This window comes from Microcella sp. (genome assembly GCF_051860105.1).
Taxonomy (GTDB): domain Bacteria; phylum Actinomycetota; class Actinomycetes; order Actinomycetales; family Microbacteriaceae; genus Microcella.
The window spans coordinates 66795-93262 of the sequence record NZ_JBHYEO010000011.1 but is presented as its reverse complement, the minus strand read 5'-3'; the positions used below and the strand labels follow the sequence as shown (position 1 = coordinate 93262).

24 protein-coding genes are annotated in these 26468 nt (G+C 71.2%); 13 read left to right on the top strand and 11 right to left on the bottom strand.

The annotated features are described in order from the left end of the window. The 3 genes from ACTIE9_RS08155 to ACTIE9_RS08145 form a co-directional block, all read right to left on the bottom strand. A partial coding sequence (locus ACTIE9_RS08155) for a hypothetical protein (RefSeq protein ID WP_439565084.1) occupies positions 1-213 on the bottom strand: 213 nt, incomplete at its 3' end. A 61-nt stretch (positions 214-274) separates the two neighbouring features. Then, complete coding sequence (gene leuS, locus ACTIE9_RS08150) at positions 275-2845, bottom strand: leucine--tRNA ligase (RefSeq protein ID WP_439565086.1); 2571 nt, start codon at positions 2843-2845, stop codon at positions 275-277. Between the two features lie 89 nt (positions 2846-2934). Then, positions 2935-4305, bottom strand: a complete 1371-nt coding sequence (locus ACTIE9_RS08145; protein ID WP_439565083.1) for an anthranilate synthase component I family protein — start codon at positions 4303-4305, stop codon at positions 2935-2937. Positions 4306-4317: 12 nt separating this feature from the next. Here ACTIE9_RS08145 and ACTIE9_RS08140 point away from each other — a divergent pair, with 12 nt between their 5' ends. The 5 genes from ACTIE9_RS08140 (at position 4318) to ACTIE9_RS08120 (ending at position 8891) form a co-directional block, all read left to right on the top strand. Next, a complete protein-coding gene (locus tag ACTIE9_RS08140; protein WP_439565082.1) occupies positions 4318-5145 on the top strand; it encodes an aminotransferase class IV in 828 nt (275 codons plus the stop codon). A 79-nt stretch (positions 5146-5224) separates the two neighbouring features. Beyond that, positions 5225-6580 carry a DUF2510 domain-containing protein gene (locus tag ACTIE9_RS08135; RefSeq protein ID WP_439565081.1) on the top strand — a complete coding sequence of 452 codons (1356 nt, stop codon included), beginning with the start codon at positions 5225-5227 and terminating at the stop codon, positions 6578-6580. Between the two features lie 174 nt (positions 6581-6754). Then, positions 6755-7594 (top strand): DUF2510 domain-containing protein, encoded by an 840-nt coding sequence (locus tag ACTIE9_RS08130; protein ID WP_439565080.1) that lies wholly within the window; start codon positions 6755-6757, stop codon positions 7592-7594. Positions 7595-7651: 57 nt separating this feature from the next. After that, positions 7652-7954, top strand: coding sequence for a tryptophan synthase subunit alpha (locus ACTIE9_RS08125; protein ID WP_439565079.1), 303 nt, complete (start codon positions 7652-7654; stop codon positions 7952-7954). A gap of 145 nt (positions 7955-8099) precedes the next feature. Continuing rightward, positions 8100-8891: a DUF2510 domain-containing protein gene (locus tag ACTIE9_RS08120; protein ID WP_439565078.1), complete on the top strand. Its 792-nt coding sequence runs from the start codon at positions 8100-8102 to the stop codon at positions 8889-8891. A gap of 21 nt (positions 8892-8912) precedes the next feature. Here the strand turns inward: ACTIE9_RS08120 and ACTIE9_RS08115 are convergent, their stop codons facing one another. The 4 genes from ACTIE9_RS08115 to ACTIE9_RS08100 form a co-directional block, all read right to left on the bottom strand. After that, positions 8913-11405 (bottom strand): DEAD/DEAH box helicase, encoded by a 2493-nt coding sequence (locus ACTIE9_RS08115; protein ID WP_439565085.1) that lies wholly within the window; start codon positions 11403-11405, stop codon positions 8913-8915. Between the two features lie 232 nt (positions 11406-11637). Further along, positions 11638-12063 carry a hypothetical protein gene (locus ACTIE9_RS08110; RefSeq protein ID WP_439565077.1) on the bottom strand — a complete coding sequence of 142 codons (426 nt, stop codon included), beginning with the start codon at positions 12061-12063 and terminating at the stop codon, positions 11638-11640. Positions 12064-12125: 62 nt separating this feature from the next. Then, on the bottom strand, positions 12126-12968 hold the full coding sequence (locus ACTIE9_RS08105; protein WP_439565076.1) for a CPBP family intramembrane glutamic endopeptidase: 843 nt from the start codon (positions 12966-12968) through the stop codon (positions 12126-12128). A 49-nt stretch (positions 12969-13017) separates the two neighbouring features. After that, positions 13018-13695: an esterase/lipase family protein gene (locus tag ACTIE9_RS08100; protein WP_439565075.1), complete on the bottom strand. Its 678-nt coding sequence runs from the start codon at positions 13693-13695 to the stop codon at positions 13018-13020. A gap of 123 nt (positions 13696-13818) precedes the next feature. On the opposite strand from ACTIE9_RS08100, the gene ACTIE9_RS08095 reads away from it, so the two are divergent. From ACTIE9_RS08095 to ACTIE9_RS08085, 3 genes are all read left to right on the top strand, one after another. Continuing rightward, the gene (locus ACTIE9_RS08095) at positions 13819-14046 is read left to right on the top strand and encodes a hypothetical protein (protein WP_439565074.1); all 228 of its coding nucleotides are present in this window, start codon (positions 13819-13821) and stop codon (positions 14044-14046) included. Between the two features lie 74 nt (positions 14047-14120). Next, positions 14121-15434, top strand: a complete 1314-nt coding sequence (locus tag ACTIE9_RS08090; RefSeq protein WP_439565073.1) for a DUF2510 domain-containing protein — start codon at positions 14121-14123, stop codon at positions 15432-15434. A 282-nt stretch (positions 15435-15716) separates the two neighbouring features. Continuing rightward, positions 15717-15923 (top strand): dodecin family protein, encoded by a 207-nt coding sequence (locus ACTIE9_RS08085; RefSeq protein WP_439565072.1) that lies wholly within the window; start codon positions 15717-15719, stop codon positions 15921-15923. A gap of 39 nt (positions 15924-15962) precedes the next feature. On the opposite strand, the gene ACTIE9_RS08080 is transcribed toward ACTIE9_RS08085, so the two are convergent. The 4 genes from ACTIE9_RS08080 to ACTIE9_RS08065 all read right to left on the bottom strand — a co-directional run bounded on the left by ACTIE9_RS08080 (position 15963) and on the right by ACTIE9_RS08065 (position 17605). Beyond that, positions 15963-16355 carry a type II toxin-antitoxin system VapC family toxin gene (locus ACTIE9_RS08080; protein WP_439565071.1) on the bottom strand — a complete coding sequence of 131 codons (393 nt, stop codon included), beginning with the start codon at positions 16353-16355 and terminating at the stop codon, positions 15963-15965. Beyond that, positions 16352-16615 carry a type II toxin-antitoxin system Phd/YefM family antitoxin gene (locus tag ACTIE9_RS08075; protein ID WP_439565070.1) on the bottom strand — a complete coding sequence of 88 codons (264 nt, stop codon included), beginning with the start codon at positions 16613-16615 and terminating at the stop codon, positions 16352-16354. Before ACTIE9_RS08075 ends, ACTIE9_RS08080 begins: the two co-directional genes overlap by 4 nt. 19 nt (positions 16616-16634) lie before the next feature. Next, entirely contained in the window at positions 16635-17105 is a 471-nt protein-coding gene (locus ACTIE9_RS08070; protein ID WP_439565069.1) for a hypothetical protein, read from the bottom strand. Between the two features lie 173 nt (positions 17106-17278). Next, on the bottom strand, positions 17279-17605 hold the full coding sequence (locus ACTIE9_RS08065; protein WP_439565068.1) for a hypothetical protein: 327 nt from the start codon (positions 17603-17605) through the stop codon (positions 17279-17281). A gap of 582 nt (positions 17606-18187) precedes the next feature. Between ACTIE9_RS08065 and ACTIE9_RS08060 the strand changes: the two genes are divergently transcribed. The 5 genes from ACTIE9_RS08060 (at position 18188) to ACTIE9_RS08040 (ending at position 26465) form a co-directional block, all read left to right on the top strand. Further along, positions 18188-18442: a hypothetical protein gene (locus ACTIE9_RS08060; protein ID WP_439565067.1), complete on the top strand. Its 255-nt coding sequence runs from the start codon at positions 18188-18190 to the stop codon at positions 18440-18442. A gap of 1 nt (position 18443) precedes the next feature. Further along, complete coding sequence (locus ACTIE9_RS08055) at positions 18444-19112, top strand: M48 family metalloprotease (RefSeq protein ID WP_439565066.1); 669 nt, start codon at positions 18444-18446, stop codon at positions 19110-19112. Positions 19113-19156: 44 nt separating this feature from the next. Further along, positions 19157-20155 (top strand): NUDIX hydrolase, encoded by a 999-nt coding sequence (locus tag ACTIE9_RS08050; protein ID WP_439565065.1) that lies wholly within the window; start codon positions 19157-19159, stop codon positions 20153-20155. Positions 20156-20259: 104 nt separating this feature from the next. Further along, positions 20260-23175 carry a PD-(D/E)XK nuclease family protein gene (locus ACTIE9_RS08045; protein ID WP_439565064.1) on the top strand — a complete coding sequence of 972 codons (2916 nt, stop codon included), beginning with the start codon at positions 20260-20262 and terminating at the stop codon, positions 23173-23175. Beyond that, positions 23172-26465, top strand: coding sequence for a UvrD-helicase domain-containing protein (locus ACTIE9_RS08040; protein ID WP_439565063.1), 3294 nt, complete (start codon positions 23172-23174; stop codon positions 26463-26465). Before ACTIE9_RS08045 ends, ACTIE9_RS08040 begins: the two co-directional genes overlap by 4 nt. Positions 26466-26468 lie beyond the last annotated feature (3 nt).

The following is a 26468-nucleotide window of genomic DNA, read 5'->3' as shown; positions in this document are numbered from 1 at the left end:
CGGCCCCGCGTCGTCGCCGGTGTCGGTGTCGGTGTCGGTGTCGGTGTCGGTGCCGGAGGCATCGATCGTCAGCGTCTGCCCGCCCGGCGTCACGACCGACCCGACGACGGCCGCGCCGACGCCGAGCAGGGCGAGCACGACAACCCCGCCGAGCGCGGCGCGCACGCGCGGCGTGCGGCGGGGCGGCCCGTCGGATGCTGCGGATTGGGTCACCGCGGCAGGCTAGGCCCGCGCGGCGCTCGCCCGTGCTCGGGGGAACCCCGCGCGGGAGCGCCTACTTCACCGTCGCGATGTTGACGACGCGCGGGGCGCGCGCGATGACCTGCGCGATCGCGCGGTCGCCGATGGCTCGCTGAACGGCCTCGGAGGCCCGGGCGAGCGCCTCGAGCTCGTCGTTGCCGATCGTGGGGCTCACCTCGAGCTTGTCGCGCACCTTGCCGTCGACCTGCACGATCGCCGTCACCGACTCCTCGATGAGCAGCAGCGGGTCGGCCTTGCGCCACCCGGCGAAGGCGACGAGCCCGTCGCGCCCTGCCGCCTCATCGCGCTTCCCGAGGCGATCCCACATGTCCTCCGCGGTGTAGGGCGCGAAGAGCGAGAGCGCCACCACGACGACCTCGACGGCCTCGCGCACGGCGGGGTCGGCGGGGCCGGGGCCCGAGTCGACGGCCTTGCGGATCGCGTTGACGAGCTCCATCGTGCGCGCCACGGCGACATTGAACTTGAAGCCCTCGATGAGCGCCGGCACCTCGGCGAGGAACCGGTGCGTCACCCGGCGCAGGGCCTGGTCGCCGAGAGCCGGGTCGGCATCCACCGGCGACGTCACCTCGCCCGAGAGGCGCCAGGCGCGCGCGAGGAACTTCTGCGAGCCCGTCACCGACACGTCGCGCCAGTCGATGTCGTCCTCCGGCGGGCCGGCGAACGCCATCGTGAGGCGCACGGCGTCGACGCCGTAGCTGTCGAGCTCTTCGGTGAAGTAGACGAGGTTGCCCTTCGACTTCGACATCTTTGCGCCGTCGAGAATCACCATGCCCTGGTTGAGCAGAGCGCTGAACGGCTCGGTGAAGCTCACATAGCCCAGATCGAACAGCACCTTCGTGATGAAGCGCGCGTAGAGCAGGTGCAGGATCGCGTGCTCGACTCCGCCGACGTACTGATCGACGGGCGCCCACTTCTCGGCCTCGGCCGGGTCGAAGGCCTGCGTGCTGTCACCGGGGCTGAGGAAGCGCAGGAAGTACCACGACGAGTCGACGAAGGTGTCCATCGTGTCGGTGTCGCGGCGGGCCGGGCGGCCGTCGGGCGTGGTCGTCGCGACCCACTCCTCGACCCCGCCGAGGGGCGAGGTGCCCTTCGGCTTCATGTCGATGCCCTCGGCGTCGGGCAGCAGCAGCGGCAGGGCATCCAGCGGCATCGGAACCTCGGTGCCGTCGTCCGTGTACATGATCGGAATCGGCGTGCCCCAGTACCGCTGACGGCTGATGAGCCAGTCGCGCAGGCGGTAGGTCTTGGATGCCCGCCCCGTGCCGCGCTCCTCCAGCAGCTCGATCGCCCGCTTGATGGCGTTCTGCTTGCTGAGGCCGTCGAGCGGGCCCGAGTTGATCATGCGGCCGTCGCCCGTGAGCGCCTCGCCGGTCGCGAGCGGGTCGAGCGGAGGGATCTCGCCCGATTCGAGCATCTCGGGCGTGATGACCGGGATCGCGCCGGTGACGGGCGCGTTCGTGTCGACGACGACCGTGACGGGCAGGCCGTGCGCCCGCGCGAAGTCGAGGTCGCGCTGGTCGTGCGCGGGCACGGCCATGATCGCGCCGTGGCCGTAGTCGGCGAGCACGTAGTCGGCGGCCCAGACGGGGATGCGGTCGCCGTTCACGGGGTTGATCGCCCAGCGGTCGAGGAAGACGCCGGTCTTCTCGCGCGACGTGTCTTGACGGTCGATCTCGGTCTTCTTCTGCACCTCCTCGAGGTACGCCTGGAAGGCCATGCGCACCTCGGGGGTCGAGCCCGCGGCGAGCTCGGCCGCGAGGTCGCTGTCGGGCGCGACGACCATGAACGTCGCCCCGAAGAGCGTGTCGGGGCGCGTCGTGAACACCGTCACCGGGCTGTGGTGGCCCTCGATCACGAAGTCGACATCGGCGCCCGTCGAGCGGCCGATCCAGTTGCGCTGCATCGTGAGCACCTTGGCGGGCCACGAGCCCTCGAGCTGGTTGAGGTCGTCGAGCAGGCGGTCGGCGTAGTCGGTGATCTTGAAGTACCACTGCGTGAGCTTCTTCTTCACGACGACGGCGCCCGAGCGCTCGCTCGTGCCGTCGGCGAGAACCTGCTCGTTGGCGAGCACCGTCTGATCCACCGGGTCCCAGTTCACCCAGCTGTCTTTGCGGTACGCCAGGCCCTTCTCGTACATCTTCAGGAAGAGCCACTGGTTCCAGCGGTAGTAGTCGGGGTCGGAGGTGTGCAGCACCCGGGTCCAGTCGAACGAGGCCGCGTAGCGCTGCATCGAGGCCTTCTGCTGCGCGATGTTCTCGTACGTCCACTGCCGGGGGTCGGCACCGCGCTTGATGGCGGCGTTCTCGGCGGGCAGCCCGAACGAGTCCCAGCCGATCGGGTGCAGCACCGTGAAGCCTTGCTGGCGCCAGTACCGCGCCACCACGTCACCGAGCGCGTAGACCTCGGCGTGGCCCATGTGCAGGTCGCCGCTCGGGTACGGGAACATGTCGAGCACGTACTTGCGCGGCTTGGAGTCGGCGGGGTCGTCGACGGTGAACGGTTGCAGGGCATCCCAGATCGGCGCCCAGTGGGCTTCGATGCGCGCGGGGTCGTAGGCGTTCTCGTCGGGCAGCTCGTCGGTCACGTCGGGGTCTCGTCTCACGTCGATGTCATCAGGGCGGCCGCGGTGGTGGCGGTGCGGTGGCGGTGCGGAAGTTCCCAGATTACCGGGTGCTATCCGGCGGATTCACCGGTCAGGGCCCGCAGCAGCGCCGCGGCCTTGAGCCGCATCTCCGCGACCTCCGCCTCGGGCTCGCTCAGCGCGGTCACACCGCCACCGGCACCGATCGTCGCCCGATCACCCTCGACCACGATGCTGCGGATGACCATGGCCAGATCGGCCGTGCCATCGGCGCCGAGGTAGCCGAAGGCTCCCGAGTAGATGCCACGGGGGCCGGCCTCGAGCCCGGCGAGCAGCTCGATGGCGCGGCGCTTGGGTGCGCCCGTCATCGAACCGGCGGGGAGGCAGGCGGCGACAGCATCCAGCGCATCGAGGCCCGGCCGCAGCCGCCCCTCGATGGTGCTGACCAGCTGGTGCACATGGGCGTAGCTCTCGACCTCGAGCAGGCCCGTGACGACGACCGAGCCGACCTCGCTGATGCGCGCCAGATCGTTGCGCATGAGGTCGACGATCATGAGGTTCTCGGCCTGCTCCTTGTCGCTCGCGGCGAGCTCGGCGGCGAGCGCCGCGTCGCGCTCGGGGTCGGCGGCGCGGGGGCGCGTGCCCTTGATCGGCCGGGTCGTCACGACGCCGCCAGCGACGCGTAGGAAGGTCTCCGGGCTCGCACTGAGCAGTGTCGTGGCCCCGATGCGCACGAGCGCCCCGTGGTGGGCGGGGCTCGAGCGGCGTAAACGCCGGTAGATCGCGACCGGGTCGAGCGCGGCGCCGTCGGCCGTCGCGACATCGGCCTGGGTGGTCAGGCACAGCTGGTAGGCGTCGCCCTCGCGGATCGCGTGCTGGCACCGGCGCACGAGCTCGGCGTAATGGTCGTCGGCATCGCGCCAGGTGACCGGACGGAGCGGCGCCGGTGGCGCCAGAGGCGGTGCGGATGCCGCTGCCGCTCGCTCGACGAGCGCGAGCATGCTCTGCCGCCAGTCGTCGAGCTCGCCGCTCCACTCGCCGGTGCCCGCGACGTCGAGCGCCACGAGTCGCGCGGTGCCCGCGGCGTGGTCGAGCGCAACGCCGCGGTCGACGCGCAGCCAGGCCGCGCGGTGATGGCCCGGCACCGGCGGAACGGGCATGCCCATGGTCTCGCCCCGCAGCTCGTAGCCGAACCAGCCGATGAGCCCGAGCGGCAGCGCGTCGCCGGCCGCGACCGCGGGCATCGCGGCGAGCGCCGTGCGCAGCGCGGGCAGCACGTCGCCGGAGTCGTCGAGCGGCACGCGCTCACCGAGCGCGATGAGGCTGCGGCCGGTGCGGGCGCCGAGCCCCGAGTCGAGCCAGACGAGGCCGTGCGCTTCGGGGTTCTCGGCCGCGAGCGCGAGGAAGAGCGCCTCGGCGCTCGGCGGCGCCGCGATCGGGTGCTCGAGAAGGCCGCGCCGCATACCCTCAATGCTATGAGCGCGCTCGGCGAGGGCCTGCACCCGTGGCGGCCGGGGGCCGGAGCGGGCACGGCACCGTGGGTCGACCTCGAGTGGTGCGATCCGGGCGCAACCGACCGGCTGCTCGTCGCCGACTCGTGGCGCGTGGTCGAGGGCCGCGTGCGGGGTCTCGAGAGGCACCGCGCCCGTTACATCGCCGCAGTGGCCGAGCACCGCGACGATGCCGAGCAGTTCTGGGCCGACGCTGTCGCCGCTCTGCCGCCCACGGGCGACTGGTTTCCGCGGGTCGAGCTGCGCGACCGCGCCGAGGGCACGCAGCTGAGCCTGCGCCTGCGGCCCACCCCCGCGACGAGCACTGAGGTCGACGTGGCGACCGCCCCCCGCGACCCGCGCACGCGGCCGCTTGTGAAGGGCCCCGACCTCGACGCGCTGCAGGCCCTCCGGGTGGCGGTGCAGCCGAGCGGAGCCGGGGAGGCGATCATCGTGGATGCCCGCGGCCGCGTCGTCGAGGGCGCCTACAGCGGGTTGCTCTGGTGGCGGGGCGAGACGCTCGTGCGTCCGAGCGGCGCGCTGCCGCGCATCCCGAGCGTCACCGCCGACCTCGTGCTCGAGGCGGCCCGCGCCGCGGGGGTGACGATCGCCGACGAGGATGCCCGCCCCGACGACCTCGCCGGCTGCGAGCTCTGGGTGCTCAGCGCCCTGCACGGCCTGCGGGTCGCGCGCCGCTGGGTCGACGGCCCGGCGCTCGCCGAGCCGCGGCGCGTCGAGACGGGCCGGCAGTGGCTCGATTCCTCGCTCGAAGAGCTGTACCCCGACCGGGGGACACCCGCACTGGGGGGGTGACGATTCCTCCCCATATCCGGCGCGCTCCGCATAGACTGACGTCGCCGGATTCGGGTTCGGCATCAGAGGGGGATCTGACGTGTCTGACGACGACTACGGCCGTGTGCCGGCGGGGTGGTACCCCGACCCGCTGGGCCTGCCGCAGCTGCGCTGGTGGGACAACCACGCGTGGACCGAGCACGTCTCGGACGCCCGGCAGCCGATGATGCCCGCTCAGCCCGCCGCCCCCACGATCTTCGCCGACGACGAGCTGCCCTCGCGCCGCTCGCGCCGCGACTCCGACCCTGCGGGGGCGGATGAGACGCCCATCGAGCAGCCCACCGCCGCGGTGCTGCGCCAACTGGCCCCGCCCGCCGCCGATGACACGCCGACGCTCGTTGAGCCCAGCGCACCCTCGGCGTCTGTGCCGTCAGCATCGGTGCCGTCAACGTCGGTGCCGTCCGCCTCGGCACCCTCCGCCGCGGTTCCCTCCGACACCGCCTCCGACGCCGCGGCGAGCGCTGCCCGTGCGGCGAGCGCGGCGAGCGCCGCCGACGCCTTCGCGGCCGCCGCCTTCGCCGACCTCCGGGCGCAGTCCGCCGCGAGCGCGAGCGCGGCCACGAGCACACCCTGGATCCCGCTGCAGGACGAGGCGAGCGCGCCCGTCTCCGCCGGTGCGGGCTCCGCTCCGCAGGCCTTCTCCTCGGCACCCGGATACGGGTCGGCCCCGGGCTACAGCTCGGCTCCGGGCGCCCCCGCCTTCGTGCCGAGCTGGACGGAATCACCGGTCTCGGCCTCCGACCCCGGCCGTCGCGGCACCCACCAGTCGCTCGGCACGACCGCGCCCCACCTGCAGAGCGTCGAGGTGTGGGCGATCGCCCTGCTGCCCATGCTCCAGCTGCTGCTCAGCCTGCTCGTGCTCGCCGCCTTCTCGACCGGCCCGAGCGTGCTGTTCATGGCGATCATCTGGCTCGCGCCGTACCCCATCAGCCTCGTACTGGCCCTGCTCGACTACCGCTCGCTGCGGCGCCGCGGTGTCGACCGGCCCGCGACCTGGCTGTGGGCTCTCGGCTCCGCACCGCTCTACCTCGTCGCCCGCGCCGTGCGGCTCAGCCGCATCTCGGGGGCCGGCTACGGGCCGCTCGCGGTCTTCCTGATGCTGAGCGGGCTCGTCGGTGCGTCGATCCTCGCCGTTCCGGGCCTCATCATCGCGGCGCTGCCGAGCGTGTTCGCCGCTGAAGCGTCGAACAGCATCGAGCTCGCCGCTCGCAGCATCGGCGGCACCATGCAGGTCGAGTGCCCGCCGAGCCCGCCGCTGTTCATCGGCCAGCAGATCCGTTGCCCGGCCACCGACGCGAGCGGCAACCCGATCGTCATCACGGCGAGCCTGCAGCGCTCGAACGGCTGGATCGCCTGGCAGGTCGACGACTGGGGCATCTTCAGCATCATTCGATAACCGAATGCTCCCGGGGCGGCCCGAACCGCCTCCGGGTCACAATTGAACAGCATCATCAGAGCGAGCAATCGTTCGTCGCGTGGAACCCGAATACACCGCGGCACACCGGTCGGCCAGGGGGGCCGGTCGGAACACGAGATCCGGTCGGGGGACCGGAAACCATGGGGGACCACGATGAGCACCACGACGACGATCCGGGTACCGGCGGGCTGGTACCCCGACCCGGTCGGGACCGGCCCGAGCGGTAACGCTCTGCAGCGCCGCTGGTGGGACGGCACCGCGTGGACGCACCACACGGCCCCACTTCAGACGCCGGTCAGCCCCGAGGTGTCGACCGAGACCCTCACTGCGGCGACGGCGAGCGCGCTCTCCTACTCCGCCGTCGGCTCAGCCCCCGCCACGGTCTCCCCGCGCGAGTCGGCTCGGGCCGCGGAGAGCATGCCGCTGCACCCTGTCGACCCGGCCGCCGGGCTCCGGAGCCCGCACTCGGCACCCACCCGTAGCACGGCCTCTCCGCTGAGCCCCGCGAATGCCGAGACCGCCGGCTACGAGCCGTTCCGCACGCGCGCCCTGGCGGAGCAGCAGGGCGCTGCCGCGCGGGGAACCCGCAACCCCCTGGGCCTGCGCGTGCACACGGTGTCGGTATGGCTCATGGCGACGATGCCCGTCACACAGGCGCTCATGATCTTCTGGGTCTTCTCGACACTGCCGGCCGAGAGCTCGGCGTGGACGCGCGCGCTCACCGTGATCTTCCCGCTCGTGCTCATGGGCGCGCTCGCCGATCAAGACACTCGACTGATGGAGCGCTCCGGTCACCTGCGCACCGCGCCGTGGATCACCGCGGTGCTCGCTCCCCCGCTCTACCTGGGTGTGCGCGGAGTTCGCGTGCAGCGCACGACCGGTGCGGCATCCTGGCCGCTCGTCGTCTGGGCGGCGACGCAGCTCGGAGTGCTGGTCACCTGGTCGCTGCTCGACCCCGAGGGTGTGCAGACGGTCCTGCTCTCGCTCATCTGAGCCGGTGCGGGCATGCCGCCCCAGCATTCGTCCACGCCGCCGCCGTAGGGTCGAGGTATGGATGAGACGCGCAGCCGGCGAGGCGCGAGCCTCGAGGTGCTGCGCGCCGAAGCCCACGACGAGCTGCAGACGGTCATCCATGCCCGGGCGCGCGGCGGCGAAGACCCGTGGGACTTTATGACCGAGCTGCCTACCGTCGACGAGCTGGTGGTGTGGATGCTCCGGGCCGAGCGCATCCGCGATGACGACGGGCGCCTGCCGACGCGGGCGCGCGACTACCGCCTACTTCGGCAGATCGCCCTCGATCACCCTCCGCTCACGTCGACGGTGTGGCGCATGCTCGGCCGACTCGGGCCGTGACGGGCGTCTCGGCACCACGAAAGTGAACACGTGAGTCCCCCCAAAGGGGGACCGCGCACCCCTGGAGTTGTACCCCGTTCGAGATACGATAGGGAACCAGAGGGCAAACTCCACTCGCCCTCGTTGGCGCACCCGAGGACGCCCGATGACCGAACAGCACGCACCCGTCGCCGGCTGGTACGACGACCCCGAGATGGCGCTGCGCCTCCGGTGGTGGGATGGCGAGCGTTGGAGCCGGCACACGCGGCCCAAGCCGGTCGTCGAGACCCTCGTCGAGGCCCCGGCCTCCGCCTCGGCGGTCGGTGCGCAGACTGCCACGACTGGGTCCACCGTGATCGCCGCGCCCGCCGCGCCCGAGCCCTACATCTACTCGGCGCCGTACTCGTGGTCACCCGGCACCGTGTCGCCCGGCTCCGTGTCTCCCGCCTCCCCCGCGCTCGGCACGCCCGCCTCCGCCCCGAACCCGCTCGGCACCTTCGGCGTTCGCGCTCAGCGCCCCGACGAGCTGTGGAACACCACGGCGTCGTCGATCGACTACGCGCCCGAGCGCACGACGACACCCGCCGCCTGGGCGCTCGCCGTGACCCCTCTCGTCACCGTGGTCGCGCAGACGGCCGCGATCGTGCTCTCGGGCTTCGAGTCGACCCCGTGGATCTGGATCGCCGGCGCGACCATCATCCCCGTGCTGTGGATCATCATGTGGGTGCGCCGCGACCGCATCACGCTGCACGAGTGGGGCCACTTGCGTCGGGCGCACTGGGCCTGGGCCTTCCTCGGCGCGCTCGGGTACCTCACGGCGCGCACGATCGTCGTGCGCCGGCAGGCGGCGGGCCGCGGCTGGTGGCCGCTGCTGACGAATCTCGCCATCACGGCCGTGCTCGTCAACGTGGGGCTGTTCACCCCCGTCTACGACCTGCTGCGCGACGCGATCCTGTAGCGCGGGCGGCGGTCGGCCGGGCTACAGCCGGCGCAGGCCGAGCACCCTGACCACGGCGAATCCGGCCTCGACGCTCGCCGCCAGATCGACGACCGCGTCGATGCCCCAGTCGTGGTCGCCGGCCGGGTCGTCGATGACCTGGCGCACGCTCCACGTGCCCGCAGCATCCGGATCATCGCGTTCCGGGCTCTCATCGATCTGAATCAGGGATGCACTGCGCGCGGTGCCGCCCGTCAGCATCTCCTCGTGGTCGGCGTAATAGGCGTCGAGCGCCTCGGGCCAGCCCGCGTCGGGGTCGAGCGCTTCGAGGTCGTCGTCGCGCTGCAGCGCCGCGAGCTGCACGCGGCGGAAGAGCTCGTTGCGCACGAGCACGAGGAATGCCCGCCGGTTGGTCGTGACATCCGGCGGCCGGGGCGGCAGGGTCGGCGCGCCTTCCACAACTTCGGAGTGGGGAGAGCTCAGCTGCTCCCACTCGTCTTGCAGGCTCGAGTCGACCTGGCGCACGAGCTCGCGCAGCCACTCGATGATGTCGCGCAGCTCGTCGGTCTTCGCCTCGTCGGGCACCGTCTGGCGGATGGCGCGGTCGGCGTCGCTCAGGTAGCGCAGCAGCAGGCCCTCGCTGCGGGTGAGCTTGTAGTGGCTCACGTACTCGGTGAAGGTCATGGCCTTCTCGTAGAGGTCGCGCACGACGCTCTTGGGGCGAAGCTCGACGTCGCGGATCCACGGCTGGGTGCTCGCGAAGGTCTCGAACATGGCCGTGAGCAGCTCGTCGAGCGGCTTCGGGTACTCGACGTCGTCGAGCGCCTCCATGCGCTCGTCGTAATCGAGGCCCTCGGCCTTCATCGCGCCGATCGCCTCACCGCGCGCCGCGAACTGCTGCTGGGCGAGCACCGGCCGGGGGTTGTCGAGAGTCGCCTCGATGACGCTGATGACGTCGAGCGGGTAGTCGGCGTCGGCGTGATCGAGCACGCCGATGACGGCGAGCGCGAAGGGGCTCAGCGGCTGGTTGAGCGCGAAGTTGGGCTGCAGGTCGACCGTGAGGGTGATGGCGGCGGGCGTGACGCTGCGGTCGATGACGACGACCTCGGCCCGCACGAGCGTCTGGGCGATGCCGAGCGCGCGCTTGACGAGTTCACGTTGCCGCTGCGGCGGCTCGTGGTTCTCGGTCAGCAACGCGCGGGCGTTCGCGAACACGTCTCCCCCGCGGGCGATGAGGTTGATGAGCATGGCCGCCGAGACCTGCATGCGGCTCTCGAGCGGTTCGGGCATCCCGCCCACGAGGCGTTCGAAGCTCGTCTCGCTCCACGTGACGAAACCCGCGGGCGCGGCCTTGCGCACGATCTTCTTCTTCTTCTTCGGGTCATCCCCCGCCTTGGTCGTCGCGAGGTGGTTCTCGACCTCGTGGTCGGGCGCTTGCACGACGACGAGCCCGGCCGTGTCGTACCCGGCGCGACCGGCGCGCCCCGCGATCTGATGGAATTCGCGCGCGCTCAGCTGGCGCATCCTGACACCGTCGTACTTGCTGAGGGCTGTCAGCAGCACCGTGCGAATCGGCACGTTGATGCCCACGCCGAGGGTGTCGGTGCCGCAGATGACGCGCAGCAGCCCGCGCTGGGCGAGCACCTCGACGAGCCGGCGGTACTTCGGCAGCATGCCGGCGTGGTGCACGCCGATGCCCGCGCGCACGAGCCGGCTGAGCGTCGTGCCGAAGCCCGTCGCGAAGCGGAAGTCGCCGATCGCCTCGGCGATCTCGTCCCGCTGCTCGCGCGACACGATCCGGATGCTCGACAGGGCTTGCGCGCGCTCCATCGCGGCCGCCTGACTGAAGTGCACGATGTAGATCGGCGCCTGGCCGTTCTCGAGCAGCGTCTCGACGGTCTCGTGCACGGGGGTCTTCACGTACTCGAACGTCAGCGGGATCGGCCGCTCGGTGTGCGTCACCTCGCTCACGGGATGCCCCGTGCGGCGCTCGAGGTCGGCGGCGATGGGCGTCACGTCGCCGAGCGTGGCGCTCATGAGCAGAAAGCGCGCGTTCGTGAGCGTCAGCAGCGGCACCTGCCACGCCCACCCGCGGTCGACGTCGGCGTAGTAGTGGAACTCGTCCATGACGACGATGCCCGCCGCGAGGTCGGCGCCCTCTCGCAGCGCCTGGTTGGCGAGTATCTCGGCCGTGCAGCAGATGATCGGCGCATCGCCGTTGACGCTCGAGTCCCCCGTCACCATGCCGACGTTCTCAGGCCCGAAGATCTCGACGAGCTGGAAGAACTTCTCGCTCACGAGCGCCTTGATCGGCGCCGTGTAGTACGTGCGTTGCCCCTGCGCGAGGGCGATCGCGTGGGCGGCGACGGCGACGAGGCTCTTGCCCGAACCCGTCGGCGTGGCGAGCACGACGTGCGCGCCCGCGACGAGCTCGAAGATCGCCTCCTCCTGCGCCGGATACAGCGTGAGCCCGCGCCCGACGGCCCAGTTCTCGATCGCGTCGAACGCCGCGCCGGCCTCGTAGGGGCGGGGCATCGACTCGAGCAGGCTCACCCCCCGAGTCTGCCCCACCCCGCCCTCACCAGAATTCAGGAACCCCGGTGCCGCGCGGCGTCTCCACAATTCAGGACTGCTGGCTCTGAAACGGCGGTTAGGGATGCTCGCACGGCGTGTCGACCGGGCGCGAGCATCCCGAACTCCTGAATTGTGGAGATGCCGCTAGGGCTGCGGGCAACACGGGGCCGCGCGGCTCGGGCGCGGAGGCGGCTCAGCCCTCAACGTCGGCGGTGCAGTCGGCCTCGGCGTCTCCGACGGCGATGAGCACGCGGATGCCCTCGCCGTTGAGCGCGCCGTAGGCGATCTGGCAGTTGCCGAGCGCGTCGCTCTCGCTGAGCGAACCGGCCGGCCAGGCGAAGCGCACGGTCGTGGCGTCGAGGAACTCGACCGTGGGAATCGGGTCGCGACCCTCGGCGTAGACCTCGGCGAGCAGCGCTGCGGTGCTCGAGGTGAGGTCGGCGCCGATCACGGTGACCTGCCCGTCGTTGCCGCCGCCCGCGTCACCGCCCGTGTCGCCCGCGTCGGCGGCGTCGGGAATGATCTCGTCGGTGCTGACGGGGGCGGCGGTGGAGCATCCGGTGAGGGCGAGGGTCAGCGCGGCGGCGACGGCCAGCAGGCGCAGGTTCTTCGTGGTCATGCCCCCAGCCTGCGGGCGCGCGCGCCGGCCCGCCATGAGCAGTCGTTACCTACGACCGGTGCCTACGACCCCGGGCTCGGCACGAGGAAGAACGGGAAGACCCCCGGGTTGTGCGCGTGCACGATGGCGAGGAAGACCACGAGGTCGAACAGCAGGTGCACGATGATGACGTAGGTGAGCGACTTGGTGCGGTGGAAGATCCACCCCTGCAGCAGCGCGAAGGGGATCGTCATGAGCGGGCCCCAGGCCTGGTAGCCGAGCTCCCACAGGAAGCTGACGAACACGATCGCCTGCAGGATGTTCGCGGTGAGCACCGGGAAGTGCCGCAGCAGCAGCACGTAGCAGGTGCAGATGAAGAACAGCTCGTCCCAGATGCCGACGGCGTTGACGCCGATGAACAGGCGCAGCACCTCGCTGGATTCGCTGACGGCCGGCCAGTTCTGGTAGGCGCCCGAGGTGATGAAGTAGAACGGCAGGATGAGCCAGCCGAGGAAGGGCACAGCGAAGAGGTACGACTTCTCCCACGGCTGCCACTTCTGGCCGCTGCGCCAGGGGAACCGGATGACCTTCCGCGTGAACACGAACCGGTCGATCACGAACGGCACCGCGACGGCGAGGCTCAGCACGAAGCCGAGCAGGAAGAAGTTGGGCCACGAGATGTCGGCCTTGACGCTCACGGTGCTCACGACGATGAGGCCCGCGGCGATGATGCCGAGATCGCGCATGAGCTCGCGGTCGACGAAGTACGCCACGACGAGCCCGATCACGAGCCACGGGTAGCCGACGAACCGGTTCTCGAAGCCGAACAGCGGGATGGCACTCGTCACGACGATGGCCGCGGGCAGCAGCTTCAGGCTGATCGCGGGAAGGGCATCCGTCGTGGGCAGCGTCTGGGCGGCGGGCATGGCGCGATTCTCGCAGATAGACGCACAATTCTTCCTCTATTGGCGGGACTCAGCCGCGGGGCACGCGCGCCACGATCTCGTCGATGACGCTCGGCAGGCCCAGCACCCGGAAGTGCCCGACGTACGGCAGCACGACGTTCTCGGCGCCGTCGAGCACCGAGTTGCCGGCGGGCACGTATTGGTCGAACGTCGAATGCAGCGAGGTGATTCGCGCGTTGACGCTCGCCGCCGCCGCGAGCTCGGTGATGACGGGTCGCGTCGGCACGAACTCGCGCCACGGCCCCATCGCGAAGCGCGCGAGCGGGCTGCCCCCGTAGGGCGTGTTGATCGAGATCATGCGCGTGAGCCGGCTGACCTCGGCGCGCTCGTCGGCGACGAGCATGGTCTTGCCGATGAGCCCGCCCTTGCTGTGCGCGACGATCGTGACGCCCGTGAGGTCGCGGTGCTCGAGGTAGGCGGTGAGCAGGGCCGCCATCTCCGGGATCGGGTGACGGTTGAAGCCGAGCTCGGGCACGCTGTGCACGGGATGCCCGAGGGCGGCCAGGCGGTCGCGGATCGGCTTGAGGTAGTGCCAGGTCTCGAACACGCCGGGGATCAGCAGAACGGGAGGCGGAGCATCCGGACCCGCTTCGATCGGGGCGGGGGGCCGCGCGCCGTACCGCCAGTACCGCAATCGCGACCGGGCGACGTAGGCGTAATCGGCCACGATCGATGCGGCACGCGTCATATCGGCGAACCCTAGCCCCGCGGTCGGCGGGTGGCAACCCCGTTGTCAGAACCGTGGATGCCCGATTGAGTGGGGCGCATCGCCTCGAGCCCTCGAGTCGAGAACGAGCAAGGGGGAACCATCATGAGCAACGACCACGACCCGCAGCACGACGTGACGCAGGGCGAGAACCCGGGCGCACAGGGCGACATCGGTGCCGGGCAGGGGAACCCGGGAGACGAGACCACCGCCGAGCAGCAGGCCGGCGAGGAGACGCCGCCGCCGATCGTGGGCGTCGAGCAGCCGCGCCGCGACGAGCTCGACGACGACGCCGACTTCGGCGGCGACCTCAACGCCTCCAGCCAGGTCTGACGCGCCGCAGGGGTCAAACTCGCCTCGAACGCTCTACGCTGTCCCTGAGAAGACGTCAGGGAAGGAGGGGCACGGTGAGCACTCCCGCTGCGGGCTGGTACACGGACCCGGACGACACCGCCCTCATCCGCTGGTGGGATGGCACCGCGTGGACCGGAAATACGCAGCCGAATCCGGCTGCGGCACCCCCGCCCGTTCCGGCGGCGGCTGCTGACCCCGTTCCCGTAGTCACGGCGCCTCCCGTCTCAGCGGCGCCTCCCGTCACGGCGGCGCCCCCGCCGGCGCCGCTCGCCCCAGCGCCGCTCACACCGGCGCCGCTCTCCTCAGCGCCGCTCTCCTCAGCGCCCTATGTTCCGCCGCCCTTCGCCGATCCGCCTCCGGCCTCTCCCGCCACGACTCCGGGCCCGCGGCGCAGCGGTTCGATGCCGATCTCCGAACCGGTGCGCCTCGTGCCGCCGACCTCGGGCTCCATCCCTGTCACCGGGTTCCCGGGGTTCGACGACGCGCCGCCGCCGAGTGTGTCGGGTCTCCCCCCGCTCGCTGTGCCCAGCGCGACTCCGGCTCCGCTCGCGGTGCCCAGCGCGGTTGCGACCCCGGCACCGCTCGCTGTGCCCGGCGCGCTCGCCACCGCGGTGCCCCTCCCGGCGTCGGCGACGACCCCGTGGACCTCGTCGGCGACCTTCGCTCAGCCGACCTCGGCTGCTGACCTCGCGAGCGTCGACTACGAGCCGATGACGCGCTCGTGGGGCTCGGCACGCGGCTCATCGGCGGCCCGCGTGGTGACCGGCGTGACGACGGGCGGGGCGTGGATGCTCGCCCTCTCGCCGCTGCTGCAGCTCGGGCTCGTCGCCCTGACCTGGTGGCTCACCGACGGCGGAGCATCCAGCGCCACTCCCGTCGTCGCCTCCGGATTCGCCCTCGTCGGCCTGCTCTGGGTGGTGCTCGCGGCGATTCTCGACTACCGGCGTCTCGGAGCGCTCGGGCACGAGTTCCGGCCCTCGGTGGCGTGGATCATCGCCGGGCCCTTCTTCTACCTCATGGCCCGCGGCATCCACGTGTATCGCACCACCCGTTCGGGCACCGGCCCCACGTGGGTCTACGTGGTCACCGCGCTGCTCGTCGGAGCGGCGCTCAGCCTGTCGTCGTTCGCCCTGCCGCGGGCGGTCTCGCTCACCGAGCTGCGCGCGGTGGAGACGCAGATCGCGACCGACCTGCGCGCGCAGGGCATCAACTACTCGGTCATCTGCCCCTCGCAGGTGCCGGGATCGCTCGGCAGCTCGTTCGTGTGCACGGCCTACGACGAGGTCGGGCCGGCCGCCCTGCTGCGCGTGACCTGGTCGGGCGTGCCCGGCTCGTTCACCTACGAGATCGAGTCGACCGCCACGTAAGGGCCCGGTCTCAGCGAGGCGGCCCAGGCGCGCGTCGAGGTCGTGCGGCGGCTGCGCGCCCGCCTGCAAGCCAACCGATCACTCTCGGGAGACTCCCGAATGCAAGGAACTTCACGAGCAAAGTCGGTCACGATTCCGTCATTTCGGGAGTCTGCGGCCGCCAGCATCGCCGCTCGCGCCCGGCGGGCGCCGCCGTCAACCCCTAGACGCGAGCCCCGCGCAGGAGTTGACTGGCCCCCTCGCGGGCTCGACCCGGGCCCCGAGTACCGAAGGGGATCCACCATGTCGTCTGTCGCCCGCGTCACCACCATCACCGCCCGCTCGGAGAAGAGCTTCGAAGACGCCGTGCGCGTCGGCGTCGAGCGCGCCAACAGCACCCTGCGCGGCGTCAGCGGTGCGTGGATCAAAGAGCAGAAGCTGCACATCCAGAACGGAGCTGTCGGCGCCTACCAGGTGACGATGGAGATCACGTTCGTTCTCGACGACTAATCGAACTGATCGTGGATGCCCGGCGCCCGCTGAGCTGCCTCACTGCCACAGCACGGCGAGGCCGGGCACACCCTGGAAAGCGCTGTCGGCTGTGACCAGTTCGAAGCCCTCGCTCATGGCTTGAGAAGCGAGCATGCGATCGAACGGGTCGCGATGAGCCCACTCGAGCGAGCCCGCCGTGATGGCATGGTTGGCCTCGATGGCCATCACCTCGGCGCCCAGACGATCGACCTGCTGCTCGAAGCCATGCACGAGGGCGGCAGCTTCTGGCAGTCGTCCGAGCCGGTGCTTCGTCGCGATCTCGAAGGCACTCGCCGCCGACACCACGAGGTGCTCCCGCGCGTCTTCGAGTCGGGCACGCACGTCGCGCGGAAGACGATCAGGCGCTCCGAGCGCCCAGATCAGCACGTGGGTATCGAGCAGTAGCGTCACGCCGAGGTCTCTTCGACGTCGGAGCCTATGCCGCCCTCCCAGGCTGCAAGTTCCGTCTCGGGCAGCGGGTCGAAGAACGATTCGGGTGTGTCGAGGCCGGGGAGAAAGCCCAGCTCGCGCACGGTCGACGGTTCGAACGCGACCAGTCGCGCGATGGGCCGACCGCCGCGTGCGATCACGATCTCGTCACCGCGCTCGACTCGCGCGAGCAGCTCTGACAAGCGTGTCTTCGCCTCGTGCACGTTGACCTGATCGCCCATGTTGACTAAGTGTAGTGAACTAAGCGCCGAGAGTCTCTTCCGACAACGCTGACAAGGGCAGGGTCGGGGCAGGCGGGGCGTGCTCGCGCACTCCGCGGGTGTGGCTGATGAGCACCGCGCGCAGGCGCACGGCGGCGCGGTCGGCGGCGGTGGCTGCGACGAGCATCCACTCGCGATCGAGGCGGCCGGGGTCGGGGCCGCCGCGCCGCTCGAGGGCCAGAATGAGCTCGGTCGCACCCGTGTGTCGCGCGACGCCGTCGATCACGGTGAACAGGGCGTCGGCGGCCTCGGCGGGCACGCGCCGCGGCAGGTCGTCGCAGGGCATGGCGAGCCCGCCGAACCCGTGCTCGTCGGGCGTGAAGAAGAACCACAGCTGCCAGCGGATCGCCGCCCCGAGCGCGACCGCGAGCTGCGCCTCGGGGGTCTGCAGGTCGTCATCGGTGATCGGGCGCGTGATGGTGGGCTGGTAGGTGCGGAAGGCTCCGGTCATGCGGGGCAGGATGCCCGGTGCGCGCCTCCCGTGGCCCGCCGCTCAGTCGCTCGGGGCAGGGAGGCGTGGTCACCCACGCGGTGGAGGAGCCGGTGCGATCCGGCGCCGACAACCGCGCGACTGAGCGGCGCCCGCGACAGCGGACGACCCCACGTCGCGCCCCGTCCGGTGGTTTAGCGGAACGTTGACCCGAAGCTCTCGATCATCAGCCACCCGCCGACATCTCTCATGAGATCCCCGTCCGCCGTCAGAACATCGACGTCCACCGTGACCTCGGTGGCGTAGTCCAGCACAAGCGTCGCCTCCGTCGAGACGCTCTGGGTGCCGATCTCGGTGTCGAAGGGAACCCGTGACGGGTTGTACGGCCCGTAGCCACGGTCGGGGTAGGTCGTGGTGATCGTCAGCGTTGCGTAACGGCCAAAGGCCAGGGATTCGAAGCTCAGCATGGTCGTCAACCGGTACAGGCCGGGCTCCAGCGTGATGGTGCCGCCCCCATCCACGGACCCGATCGAAGAGCCCTCTGATCCCGCGGCCCAGGTGAGAGGAAGAGAGAAGTCGTCGCTCTCCGTAGCCGTAAACGCCGTCTCGGCGGTGAAGTAGGCATAGTCGAGAAGCCCTGGAACGCCCCGGGGACCCTCCGGCCCTTCCGGGCCCTCCGGGCCCTGCTCCCCCGCAGGCCCGCGCGGCCCCTGCGGCCCGAACGGCCCCATCGGCCCTTCCGGGCCGCCTGCCCCCCGAGCACCCGCCGTCCCTGCAGGCCCCAGGGCCCCGTCACTCCCGTCGACCCCGTCCCGCCCGTCGACCCCGTCACTCCCGTCGACCCCGTCACTCCCGTCGACCCCGTCACGGCCATCCGCCCCGGGAGGGCCTGGCTCGACGGGGCCCTCGACGGCAGGGGCCGGGGTGCTCGGTGCGAGCAGGATGCTGGCCCCCAGCATCCCGCCGCCGGTGGCAACCAGCGCGGTGATGACGCAGGCGATGAGAAGTGTGCGCAGGGAGACCACAAGGCTCTCGCTTTCGTCGGGGTATGACGACTGTACCGATGATGAGCCATGGTCGGCAGTGCCCGGTAGATTCGCGTCATGTACCGCCAGATCGCGCGCAACAAGCGGTGGAGCATCCTGCTCATCGCGCTGTTCTGCGTCGCCGTGATCGGGCTCGGGGTGTTCAGCGCGTGGGTGGTCGGCGACGTGTGGCCGTTCTGGCTGCTGCTGATCTTCTGCCCGCTCGCTGTGCCATCTACCCCAGTGGTGGTCGCTGAGCCACGCCACGCGCGATGCCGCGAACACCGCCGGGTGGGCGGCCGTGGACGCCGAGCAGCAACCCCGGCTGCATAAGGTGGTCGAGACGACGGCGATTCGAGCGGGCATCCCGATGCCGCGCATCGGCGTGATCGACGACCCCGCCCCCAACGCGTTCGCCGCGTCGCTCAGCCCCAAGAACGCGGTCATCGGCGTCACGACCGGAGCCCTCGACCTGCTCGACGACAGCGAGCTCGAAGCGGTGGTCGCGCACGAGGTGGCGCACATCGTCAACCAAGACGGCCGCGTCACCCTCACGACGTTCGCCCTCGTCGGCTCGATCGCCTCGGTCGCCGGCGTGCTGCTCGTGCTCGGCTGGGGGCTGGTGCGGTCGATCCTCAGCGAGTTCAAGCTGGGCCTGGGCCTCATCATGGGGATGCTCGGGCTCGTGATGATCGTCGTCGGCACCGCCTTCGCGGCCGTGGCCTTCGTGCTCGGCCCGCTCATCAGCTCGGCCGTCTCGCGCCGCCGCGAGTTTCTCGCTGACGCGAGCGGCGTCGAGCTCACGCGCTTCCCGGAGGGGCTCGTGCGGGCGCTCGAGAAGATCCACGCGCACCCGTCGACGGTGCAGGCCGCGTCGTTCGAGGTGCGCGGGCTGTTTTTCGTCAACACCGTCGGCGAGGGGCTGCTCGCGCAGTGGCTCGGCTCGCACCCACCCGTGGCGGAGCGGGTGGAGCGGCTGAAAGAAGCCGGGCGCGGGTTCTGAGCGGCGCGCACGATGATTAGCGCGATCGTGCGAGAATATGACGCATGGATGCTCCCCCGTCGTCGCCCGCGCGCCCGCTGACCGACTACCCGCGCCCCTCGGTCGCCGTCGACACCGCGGTCTTCACTGTCCGCGGCGACGAGCTGTGCGTCGTGCTCGTCGACGGCCGCGAGGGACGTCGACGCCTTCCCGGCACGTTCCTGCACGAGGGCGAGCGGCTCGTCGACGCGGTGCGGCGCTCGCTCGCCGCGAAGGCGGGCATCGGCGGCGGCGAGCCGCGGCAGCTGCAGGTGTTCGACGAGCCGCACCGCGACGACCGCGGCTGGGTGCTGTCGGTCGCGCACGCGATGGCGCTGCCCGCCGAGCGTCTGCCCTCGGATGCGGGCGTGCCCATCGACCTCGCCGACCCGCTCGACTTCGACCACGGGCGCATCCTGGCGATCGCGGTCGAGCGCATCCGCACCGACTACGCGACGATGCCCGACCCCTGGAACCTCATGCCTCCCGCCTTCACCTTGCGCGAGCTGCTGCTGCTGCACACGGCCGTCGACCCGTCGACGCCGCAGCGCGACACCTTCCGCCGCATGATGGAGCCCCTGCTCGTCGAGACGGGCGAGTACACCTCGGGAACGGTCGGCAAGCCGTCGCGGCTTTTCCGCAAGCCGACGGCCGACGAGGTCGCCGCGCGCCGGGCGAAGCACGAGGAGGCGGTGCGCACCGGTGCTCGCCGCACCTCCCGCTCGCGCAGCGACGAGGTGCCCGCCGACCGGCTGCTCACGACCTCGGCTCAGCGCAAGTCGCGCGATGGCTGGCTGCCGTTCGAGCAGGTTCCGTCGGATGCCCGCCACACGATCCGCCTCGACCGCGGCCCCGGGGGCGTGGTGGCGAGGGTGCTCGCCGACGAGTCCGCCGCGCTGTGGACGTTCCGCGGGCTCGTCTCGACCTACGAGCGCGCCGAGAACCGCATCGGGCCGGATGCCCACCTGCAGTCGATCTCGCTGCACGGCCCCGGCGGCCGCGAGCTGTCGATCGTGCGGTTCTGACGATCGGCTCGCGTCGCGCATCACTGACCCTGTTCCGCGTCGGGGGCAAACGGTAGCGTGGCAATCACGAAGCTCCCTCACCCCTGACGAGTCACTGGAGACCCATGGATCGCTCCCCCGCGGCGATCGCCTTCGACCTCATCGTCGAGGCGGTCGATCGGGCCCAGGCCACTGATTCGCTCGCGCCGGTGTGTGTCATCACCCCAAGCCGGGCGAGCGCGGTCGACGCACGGCGGGTGATCGCACGGACCGCGCACGGCGGACGCGGCGCGCTCGGGGTCACGGCGAGAACCCTCCCCGATCTGGTCGCCGACCTCGTCGCTCGCAGCCCGCGCGGTGCGGGGCGACGGCCCCTCACCCCGGCCGCCCGACAAGCCGCGATTCGCGCTGCCCTCATCGCCGAGCCCGGGCCGTTCGCCGAGGTCGCCGATCAACCGGTGACGGTACGGGCGCTCGCGCGCGCTTCCGAGCAGCTCGACGGAACAGACGATGCCCTGTTCGATGCGGCGCCCGGTCTTGCAGGTGAGGTCGTCCGTATCCACCGGGCAGCGATGCAGGCCCTCATCGGGGGCTGGCTCGTGCCGGCGGAGGCCCTCACGATCGCCTGCGACGCTCTTGCCGACCCGACGGTTCGACGCCGACTCGGCAGGATCATCCTCGTCGGGCACAACGACATGGCGCCACACGCCGATCGGCGGATGGCGGAATCCCTGCGGGCGCTCGACGACGTCGTCGAGGTGCCGCTCGCGGCGACCGGCGACGATGTCGTGCCGTATCGGCTGGTCTCGGCGAGCGACGCCGACGAGGAGGCTCGAGCGGTCGCCCGCCTCGTCGTCGAACTGCTCCGCAACCGTGTGCAGGGGCACCGCATCGGCGTGTTCTGGGGTTCGGGAGAGCCCTACCGGACGCTGCTCCACGCCCACCTCGCTGAGGCGGGCGTCACCGTGAGCGGCCCCGGGGCTCGCACGCTCGCCGACACCCCGCTCGGCCGCAGCCTGCTGCGCCTGCTCGCGCTCGACCCGGATGATCTTGACCCGCTGGCCGTGCTGAACGTGCTCGCCGACGGCGTGCTCCGCTGGAGCGAGAAGCCGCTGCCCTCGAGCGCCGAAGCCGAGCGCATCATGGCCCGCGATCGCATCGATGAGCCGGTTGATCCCGAGCGCGGCGTCTTCTTCGGCAACACCGAGCCCGACTCCGACAGGGCCGACGGCACCGCGCGCGGCACGCTCGACGAGCAGCAGCAGAAGCGGTTGAAACGGCAGACGCTGTGGGACGAGTACCTGGCGGCGATTGCGGCGAGCATCCGCGAGGTCGCCGCCTGCGCTAACTGGGCCGAGGTGACGGATGCCCTCCACATGCTCGTCGAGACCCACTTCGCCGTCCCCATCGCCGTCGAGCCCCCCGAGCTGCTCCTCGCCCGCGAGCAGCTCGTCCGCACTATCGGCGAGCTTGCCGCCCTCGATGAGATCGCGGGCGCGCGACCGACCCTCGCCGCCGTGCGCAGCACCCTCGAGACCCAGTTCGTCGAGTCCCGTGCGCGGCATGGCCAGCAGGGCGCGGGTGTCGCGCTCGGGTCGTTCGCGGCGGGCGTCGCGCGCGACCTCGACCACGTGTTCGTCGTCGGTCTGGCCGAGGGGATCGCGCCGGCGCGCGGCCGCGATGACGCATTGCTGCCCGACACCGTGCGGCAGCAGTGGGGGTTGCCGACGATGCGCGAGCGAGCATCCGTCGCCCGTCAGCGGTTCATCGAGACCCTCGCGAGCGCACGCACATCGCTGACGATCATCGTGCCGCGTGGCGACCTGCGCAGCGGCGGCGAGCGCGAGGCATCCCGCTGGCTGACGGGGGTACCGGATGCTCACGAGACGCTGCTCGTGCGCGCCCACCACGATGCGCTGCTGACCGGTGCTCCAGCGTCGTCGACGGTTCCGCCCACGGAGGCCGAGTGGCGCATCCGGGCCGAACGCACCGACGGTGACTGGCGGGCCGCCCCCGCGGTCGAACTGCTCGACCGTGCGCGCGCGATGCGCGATGATCGCCGCCGCGGTCGCTTCACCCGCTTCACCGGCAACCTGGTCGACGTCTCCGACCTCATCCCGTACACCGACGCCCCGATCGCCGCGACCGAGCTCGAGGAGTGGGTCGCGAGTCCGCTGTTCTTCTTCGTGCGGCGCATCCTCGGCGTGCGAGCCCTCGACCTGCAGGTCGACGACTTCGAACCCTCGCTGCTCGAACTCGGCAACATCCAGCACGAGGCACTCGAGTCCTTCACCAAGGCGGCCCTCGCCGGCGGCCCGTCGACAGCGACGCTCGCGCTGCTGCTGGAACAGAGCAAGAAGGCCTTCGACGGGCATCGCCGCACTACCTGGATCCCGCACCTCGAGACGCGCGACCGTCGCCGCGTTGCGGGGCAGCTCGAGGCGTGGTGGCGGCGCGAAGTCGCCACAGGGGCCTGGAGCCCGGTGTCGGCGGAGCAGCCGTTCGGGCTCGACGACCCCGAGTCGCACGATCCGGTGGAGTTCGAGCTCGACGGCGGCTTCACCATCAGCTTCCGCGGCAAGGTCGACCGCATCGATCGCACTCCCGAGGGCGTGCGCGTCATCGACTACAAGGGCTGGCGCCCGAAGAAGCTCACCATCACGGCCGACGACCCGACGGCGGGCGGCCAGAAGTTTCAGCTCGCGGTGTACGGGCTGTTCGCCGCCCGAATCGCCGACGCCGACGGCGCAACGGGCACGGTGCGCACCGAGTACGACTACCTCCGTTCGCCCGAGGATCCCGTGCTCGGGTTCACGATGACGGACGCATCGGTGGAGGTGCTGCGCAGCGACACAACGGCGGTCATCCGGGCGATCCGGGCGGGGGTCTTCCCCGCCCGACCGGCCGGCGGCTCCCTCGAGCGCTTCACGACCCTCAGCGGCGAGGCCGACCTCGAGCGGCTATGGAGCCTGCTGCGCGAGACACCCGAACTCGCCGCCTACGGGCGCTTCTTCCTCGACGCAGAGGAGGCAGCGGAATGACCGGTCTCATCGACGACGACGCCCGCGATCGCATCGACGCCGACATCGCCACGACCCTGTTCGTCGAGGCGGGTGCCGGCGTCGGCAAGACGCACCACCTGGTGAAGCGCATACTGGCGCTCATCGCCGCCGACGTTCCGGTCAGCCGCATCGCCGCCATCACCTTCACCGAAAAGGCCGCCGGTGAACTGCGCGATCGCGTGCGCAGTGCGCTGCAGGTCGCGACCGTGCTGACCCCCGCGCAACGGGATGCGGCGCTCGACGACCTCGATGCCGCCCCCATCGGCACCATCCACTCGTTCGCCGCGCGCGTGCTCGAGCAGAACCCCATCGAGGCCGGTCTGCCGCCGGGCATCGAGGTCGTGGACGAGTTGCGCGCCGGCATCGCGTTCGCCCAACGGTGGCGGCGGGCGCGAGCCGCACTGTTCGGCGACCGCGACGCGGCGACCGCGATCGAGCTGCTGCTGGCGGCCGGCGCGACCCTCGGCAACCTGGAGGACCTCGCGCGCGAGCTCGACGCCGCCTGGGATCGAGTGCGGGATGCCCCCGCTCCGCTGCTCGGGCCGGTCACGCTCGACGTGGGGCCGCTCGTGCGGCTGCTGCAGCGCATCCTGGACCTGCGCGGGGAGTGCACCGACCCGGACGACACGATGGTGCGCGGTTTCCCTTTGCTCGAGGAGGGCCTCGACGCGCTGCGGACGGCGGCCGAGAGCGGTGACGTCACTGCCCAGCTCACCGCGCTCGCGACGCTCAAGCGCCCGCGCCCGAACGCCGGGCGCACCACCAACTGGCGCGACATCGGAGAGGTTCGCGAGTTGGTCGGCACGATCAATACGCTGAAGGCCGAGACCCTGAGCCTCGCCATCGACCCCGCCCTCACCCGCGTGATCGCGACGCTCGGCGGGGTGCTCGAGGCCGAGGCGCACGAACGGCGTCGCCGCGGCACCCTCGAGTTCCACGACCTGCTCATCCTCGCGCGCGACCTGCTCGTCGGCCCGGGCGCGGCTACCGCTCACGCCCGGCTTCATGACGCCTACCCGCACCTGCTGCTCGACGAGTTTCAAGACACCGACCCGCTGCAGGCCGAGCTGGCCGTGCGCATCGCGGCCGACACGGTTCTGCCCGCTGACGGCTGGGTCGAGTCGGTAACGCCCGCCGGGCGCCTGTTCATGGTGGGCGACCCGAAGCAGTCGATCTACCGCTTCCGGCGGGCCGACATCGCCACCTACATCGAGCAGGGCGAACGGGTCAGAAGTGCACCTGGCGGTGCTGCGGTGTCGATGGTCACCAACTTCCGATCGACGGCTCCTGTGCTCGAGTGGATCAACACCGCATTTGGCACGCTCATCGTCGCCGACGGACACCGCCAGCCGGGGTACACGCCGCTCTCCCCCGCACCCGATCGTGCGGCGTGGGATGCGCGCGAGGGCGGGCCCGCCGTCGTCGTACTGCCGGCCACCGATGCCGGGAATGCCGCGCAGATCAAGGCCGACGAGGCGGCGGCGATCGCGAGTGCCGTGCTGCGCGCCGTCGGACGCCACCCGGGCGCGCCCGGTGCTGCGTGGCTGGTCGAGAAGAAGAACCGCGAAACCACGACGTACGAGCGCCGGCAGGCCCGGCTCGAAGACGTGTGCATACTGCTGCCGAGCCGCACCGCCCTGCCGGCCCTCGAAGCGGCGCTCGAGGCGGCCGGCATCGACTTCGTCGCCGAATCGTCGTCGCTCGTGTACTCGACCCGCGAGGTCGCCGACCTGCTACTCGCCGTGCGCGCGATCGCCAACCTGGCCGACGAAGCAGCGCTCGTCCTGGCGCTGCGCTCGCCGCTCTACGCGTGCGGCGACGACGACCTGCTGCGGTGGCGCGCAGCTGGGGGGCGGTGGATGATCGGGGCTGAGGTGCCCGCCGGCCAGGAGGAGAACCCCGTGGCGGCGGCGCTCGGCTCTCTCGACCTGCTGCTGCGCTACGCGCGCACGCTTACGGCGGGCGCAGTGATCGAGCGGCTTGTCCGCGAGCGGCTCGTGCGCCCAGTGGTGCTCGACACACCGCGCTCGAGAGATGTGTGGCGGCGCATCCGTTTCGTCGTCGATCAAGCGCACGCCTGGTCTGACGCGACCCACGGCAGCCTGCGTGAGTATGTGGAGTGGGCCGAGCTGCAACAGGACGAGAAAGCACGCGTCGCCGAACGCTCGGTTCCTGAGGAAGATCTCGACGCCGTGCGCATCACGACCATCCACCAGTCGAAGGGCCGCGAGTTTCCGATCGTCGCGCTGCACGGCATGGGCGCCGGCTGGAGCAGCAATCGCCCGACCCTGCTCTGGACGGACGACGGTCGACCGCTCGCCGCCTTCAGTGCCGAGAAGCAGCTCGAGTCGGCCGGCTATGGCGACGCCTACGAGAACGAGAAGCAGTTCCTGCTCGCAGAGCGGCTGCGGCTGCTCTACGTGGCGTGCACGCGCGCCGAGTCGCACCTGATCGTGTCGGGATTCCGGGCGAAGCGCGCCCCCTCCTGGGGTCACCTGCTCGCCCCCGCTCTCAGCGCCGCAGCCGGTGTCACCCTCGACCTCGCGCCCGTGCCCGAAGTCCGCAGCCGGACGAGTGGTGGCGAGGCTGCACCGGTCGTTGACTGGGACACCTGGCTCGACGAGCGCGCGCGCTGGGAAGGGGCCTCGGCACGATCGTCGACCATCTCGGTGACCGGCATGGCCCACGGCGGCGCAGAACCCTTCATCCCGACGCTCACCTTCACCGATGCGGAGGGCGACGCACTGTTCGTCGAGCGGCGGTTCGACGGCGAGGGTGGCAGCGGCGCCGATCTGGGAACCGCCGTGCACCGCGTCATGGAATTGAGCGAGCTGGATGCGGAGGCTGATGTCGACGCGCTCGCGCGACTGGTCACCTCCGCATCCGGTCTGGATGCTCTCGGCGTCGACGCCGGCACGGTGGCGGCGATGGCCCGCTCGGCCCTGACTGCGGAACCGGTGGCCCGCGCCGCGATGCTTCCGCACTGGCTCGAGCTGCCCGTGTCGGCGGTGCGCGACCTGCCCGAGACCGGGCCGATCATCGTGGAGGGCGTAGCCGACCTGGTCTATCGGGAGGATGATGGCTCGCTCGTCATCGTCGACTTCAAGACCGATCAGGGCATCACTGAGACCTCAGTCGAGGCTTACTGGACGCAGTTGAACGCCTACGCCGACCTGATTGCCGAGGCGAGCGGACAGAGCGTCAGTGCTCTACACCTGGTGTTCTGCCGCGACGACCCCGCGCACGTGCGCAGCAAGGTGCGCGGGTAGCCG

What these genes read in the sequence shown, in the direction of transcription:
- ACTIE9_RS08145 (WP_439565083.1), bottom strand. Translation starts at nt 4,305, where the DNA reads ATGCGGCGCGGCCTTCTCGAGCACCCGATCGCGGCGCCGCCGAGCGCC.
- ACTIE9_RS08140 (WP_439565082.1), top strand. Translation starts at nt 4,318, where the DNA reads ATGAGCGCGCTCGGCGAGGGCCTGCACCCGTGGCGGCCGGGGGCCGGA.
- ACTIE9_RS08130 (WP_439565080.1), top strand. Translation starts at nt 6,755, where the DNA reads ATGAGCACCACGACGACGATCCGGGTACCGGCGGGCTGGTACCCCGAC.
- ACTIE9_RS08125 (WP_439565079.1), top strand. Translation starts at nt 7,652, where the DNA reads ATGGATGAGACGCGCAGCCGGCGAGGCGCGAGCCTCGAGGTGCTGCGC.
- ACTIE9_RS08120 (WP_439565078.1), top strand. Translation starts at nt 8,100, where the DNA reads ATGACCGAACAGCACGCACCCGTCGCCGGCTGGTACGACGACCCCGAG.
- ACTIE9_RS08115 (WP_439565085.1), bottom strand. Translation starts at nt 11,405, where the DNA reads ATGCCCCGCCCCTACGAGGCCGGCGCGGCGTTCGACGCGATCGAGAAC.
- ACTIE9_RS08110 (WP_439565077.1), bottom strand. Translation starts at nt 12,063, where the DNA reads ATGACCACGAAGAACCTGCGCCTGCTGGCCGTCGCCGCCGCGCTGACC.
- ACTIE9_RS08105 (WP_439565076.1), bottom strand. Translation starts at nt 12,968, where the DNA reads ATGCCCGCCGCCCAGACGCTGCCCACGACGGATGCCCTTCCCGCGATC.
- ACTIE9_RS08100 (WP_439565075.1), bottom strand. Translation starts at nt 13,695, where the DNA reads ATGACGCGTGCCGCATCGATCGTGGCCGATTACGCCTACGTCGCCCGG.
- ACTIE9_RS08095 (WP_439565074.1), top strand. Translation starts at nt 13,819, where the DNA reads ATGAGCAACGACCACGACCCGCAGCACGACGTGACGCAGGGCGAGAAC.
- ACTIE9_RS08085 (WP_439565072.1), top strand. Translation starts at nt 15,717, where the DNA reads ATGTCGTCTGTCGCCCGCGTCACCACCATCACCGCCCGCTCGGAGAAG.
- ACTIE9_RS08075 (WP_439565070.1), bottom strand. Translation starts at nt 16,615, where the DNA reads ATGGGCGATCAGGTCAACGTGCACGAGGCGAAGACACGCTTGTCAGAG.
- ACTIE9_RS08070 (WP_439565069.1), bottom strand. Translation starts at nt 17,105, where the DNA reads ATGACCGGAGCCTTCCGCACCTACCAGCCCACCATCACGCGCCCGATC.
- ACTIE9_RS08060 (WP_439565067.1), top strand. Translation starts at nt 18,188, where the DNA reads ATGTACCGCCAGATCGCGCGCAACAAGCGGTGGAGCATCCTGCTCATC.
- ACTIE9_RS08050 (WP_439565065.1), top strand. Translation starts at nt 19,157, where the DNA reads ATGGATGCTCCCCCGTCGTCGCCCGCGCGCCCGCTGACCGACTACCCG.
- ACTIE9_RS08045 (WP_439565064.1), top strand. Translation starts at nt 20,260, where the DNA reads ATGGATCGCTCCCCCGCGGCGATCGCCTTCGACCTCATCGTCGAGGCG.
- ACTIE9_RS08040 (WP_439565063.1), top strand. Translation starts at nt 23,172, where the DNA reads ATGACCGGTCTCATCGACGACGACGCCCGCGATCGCATCGACGCCGAC.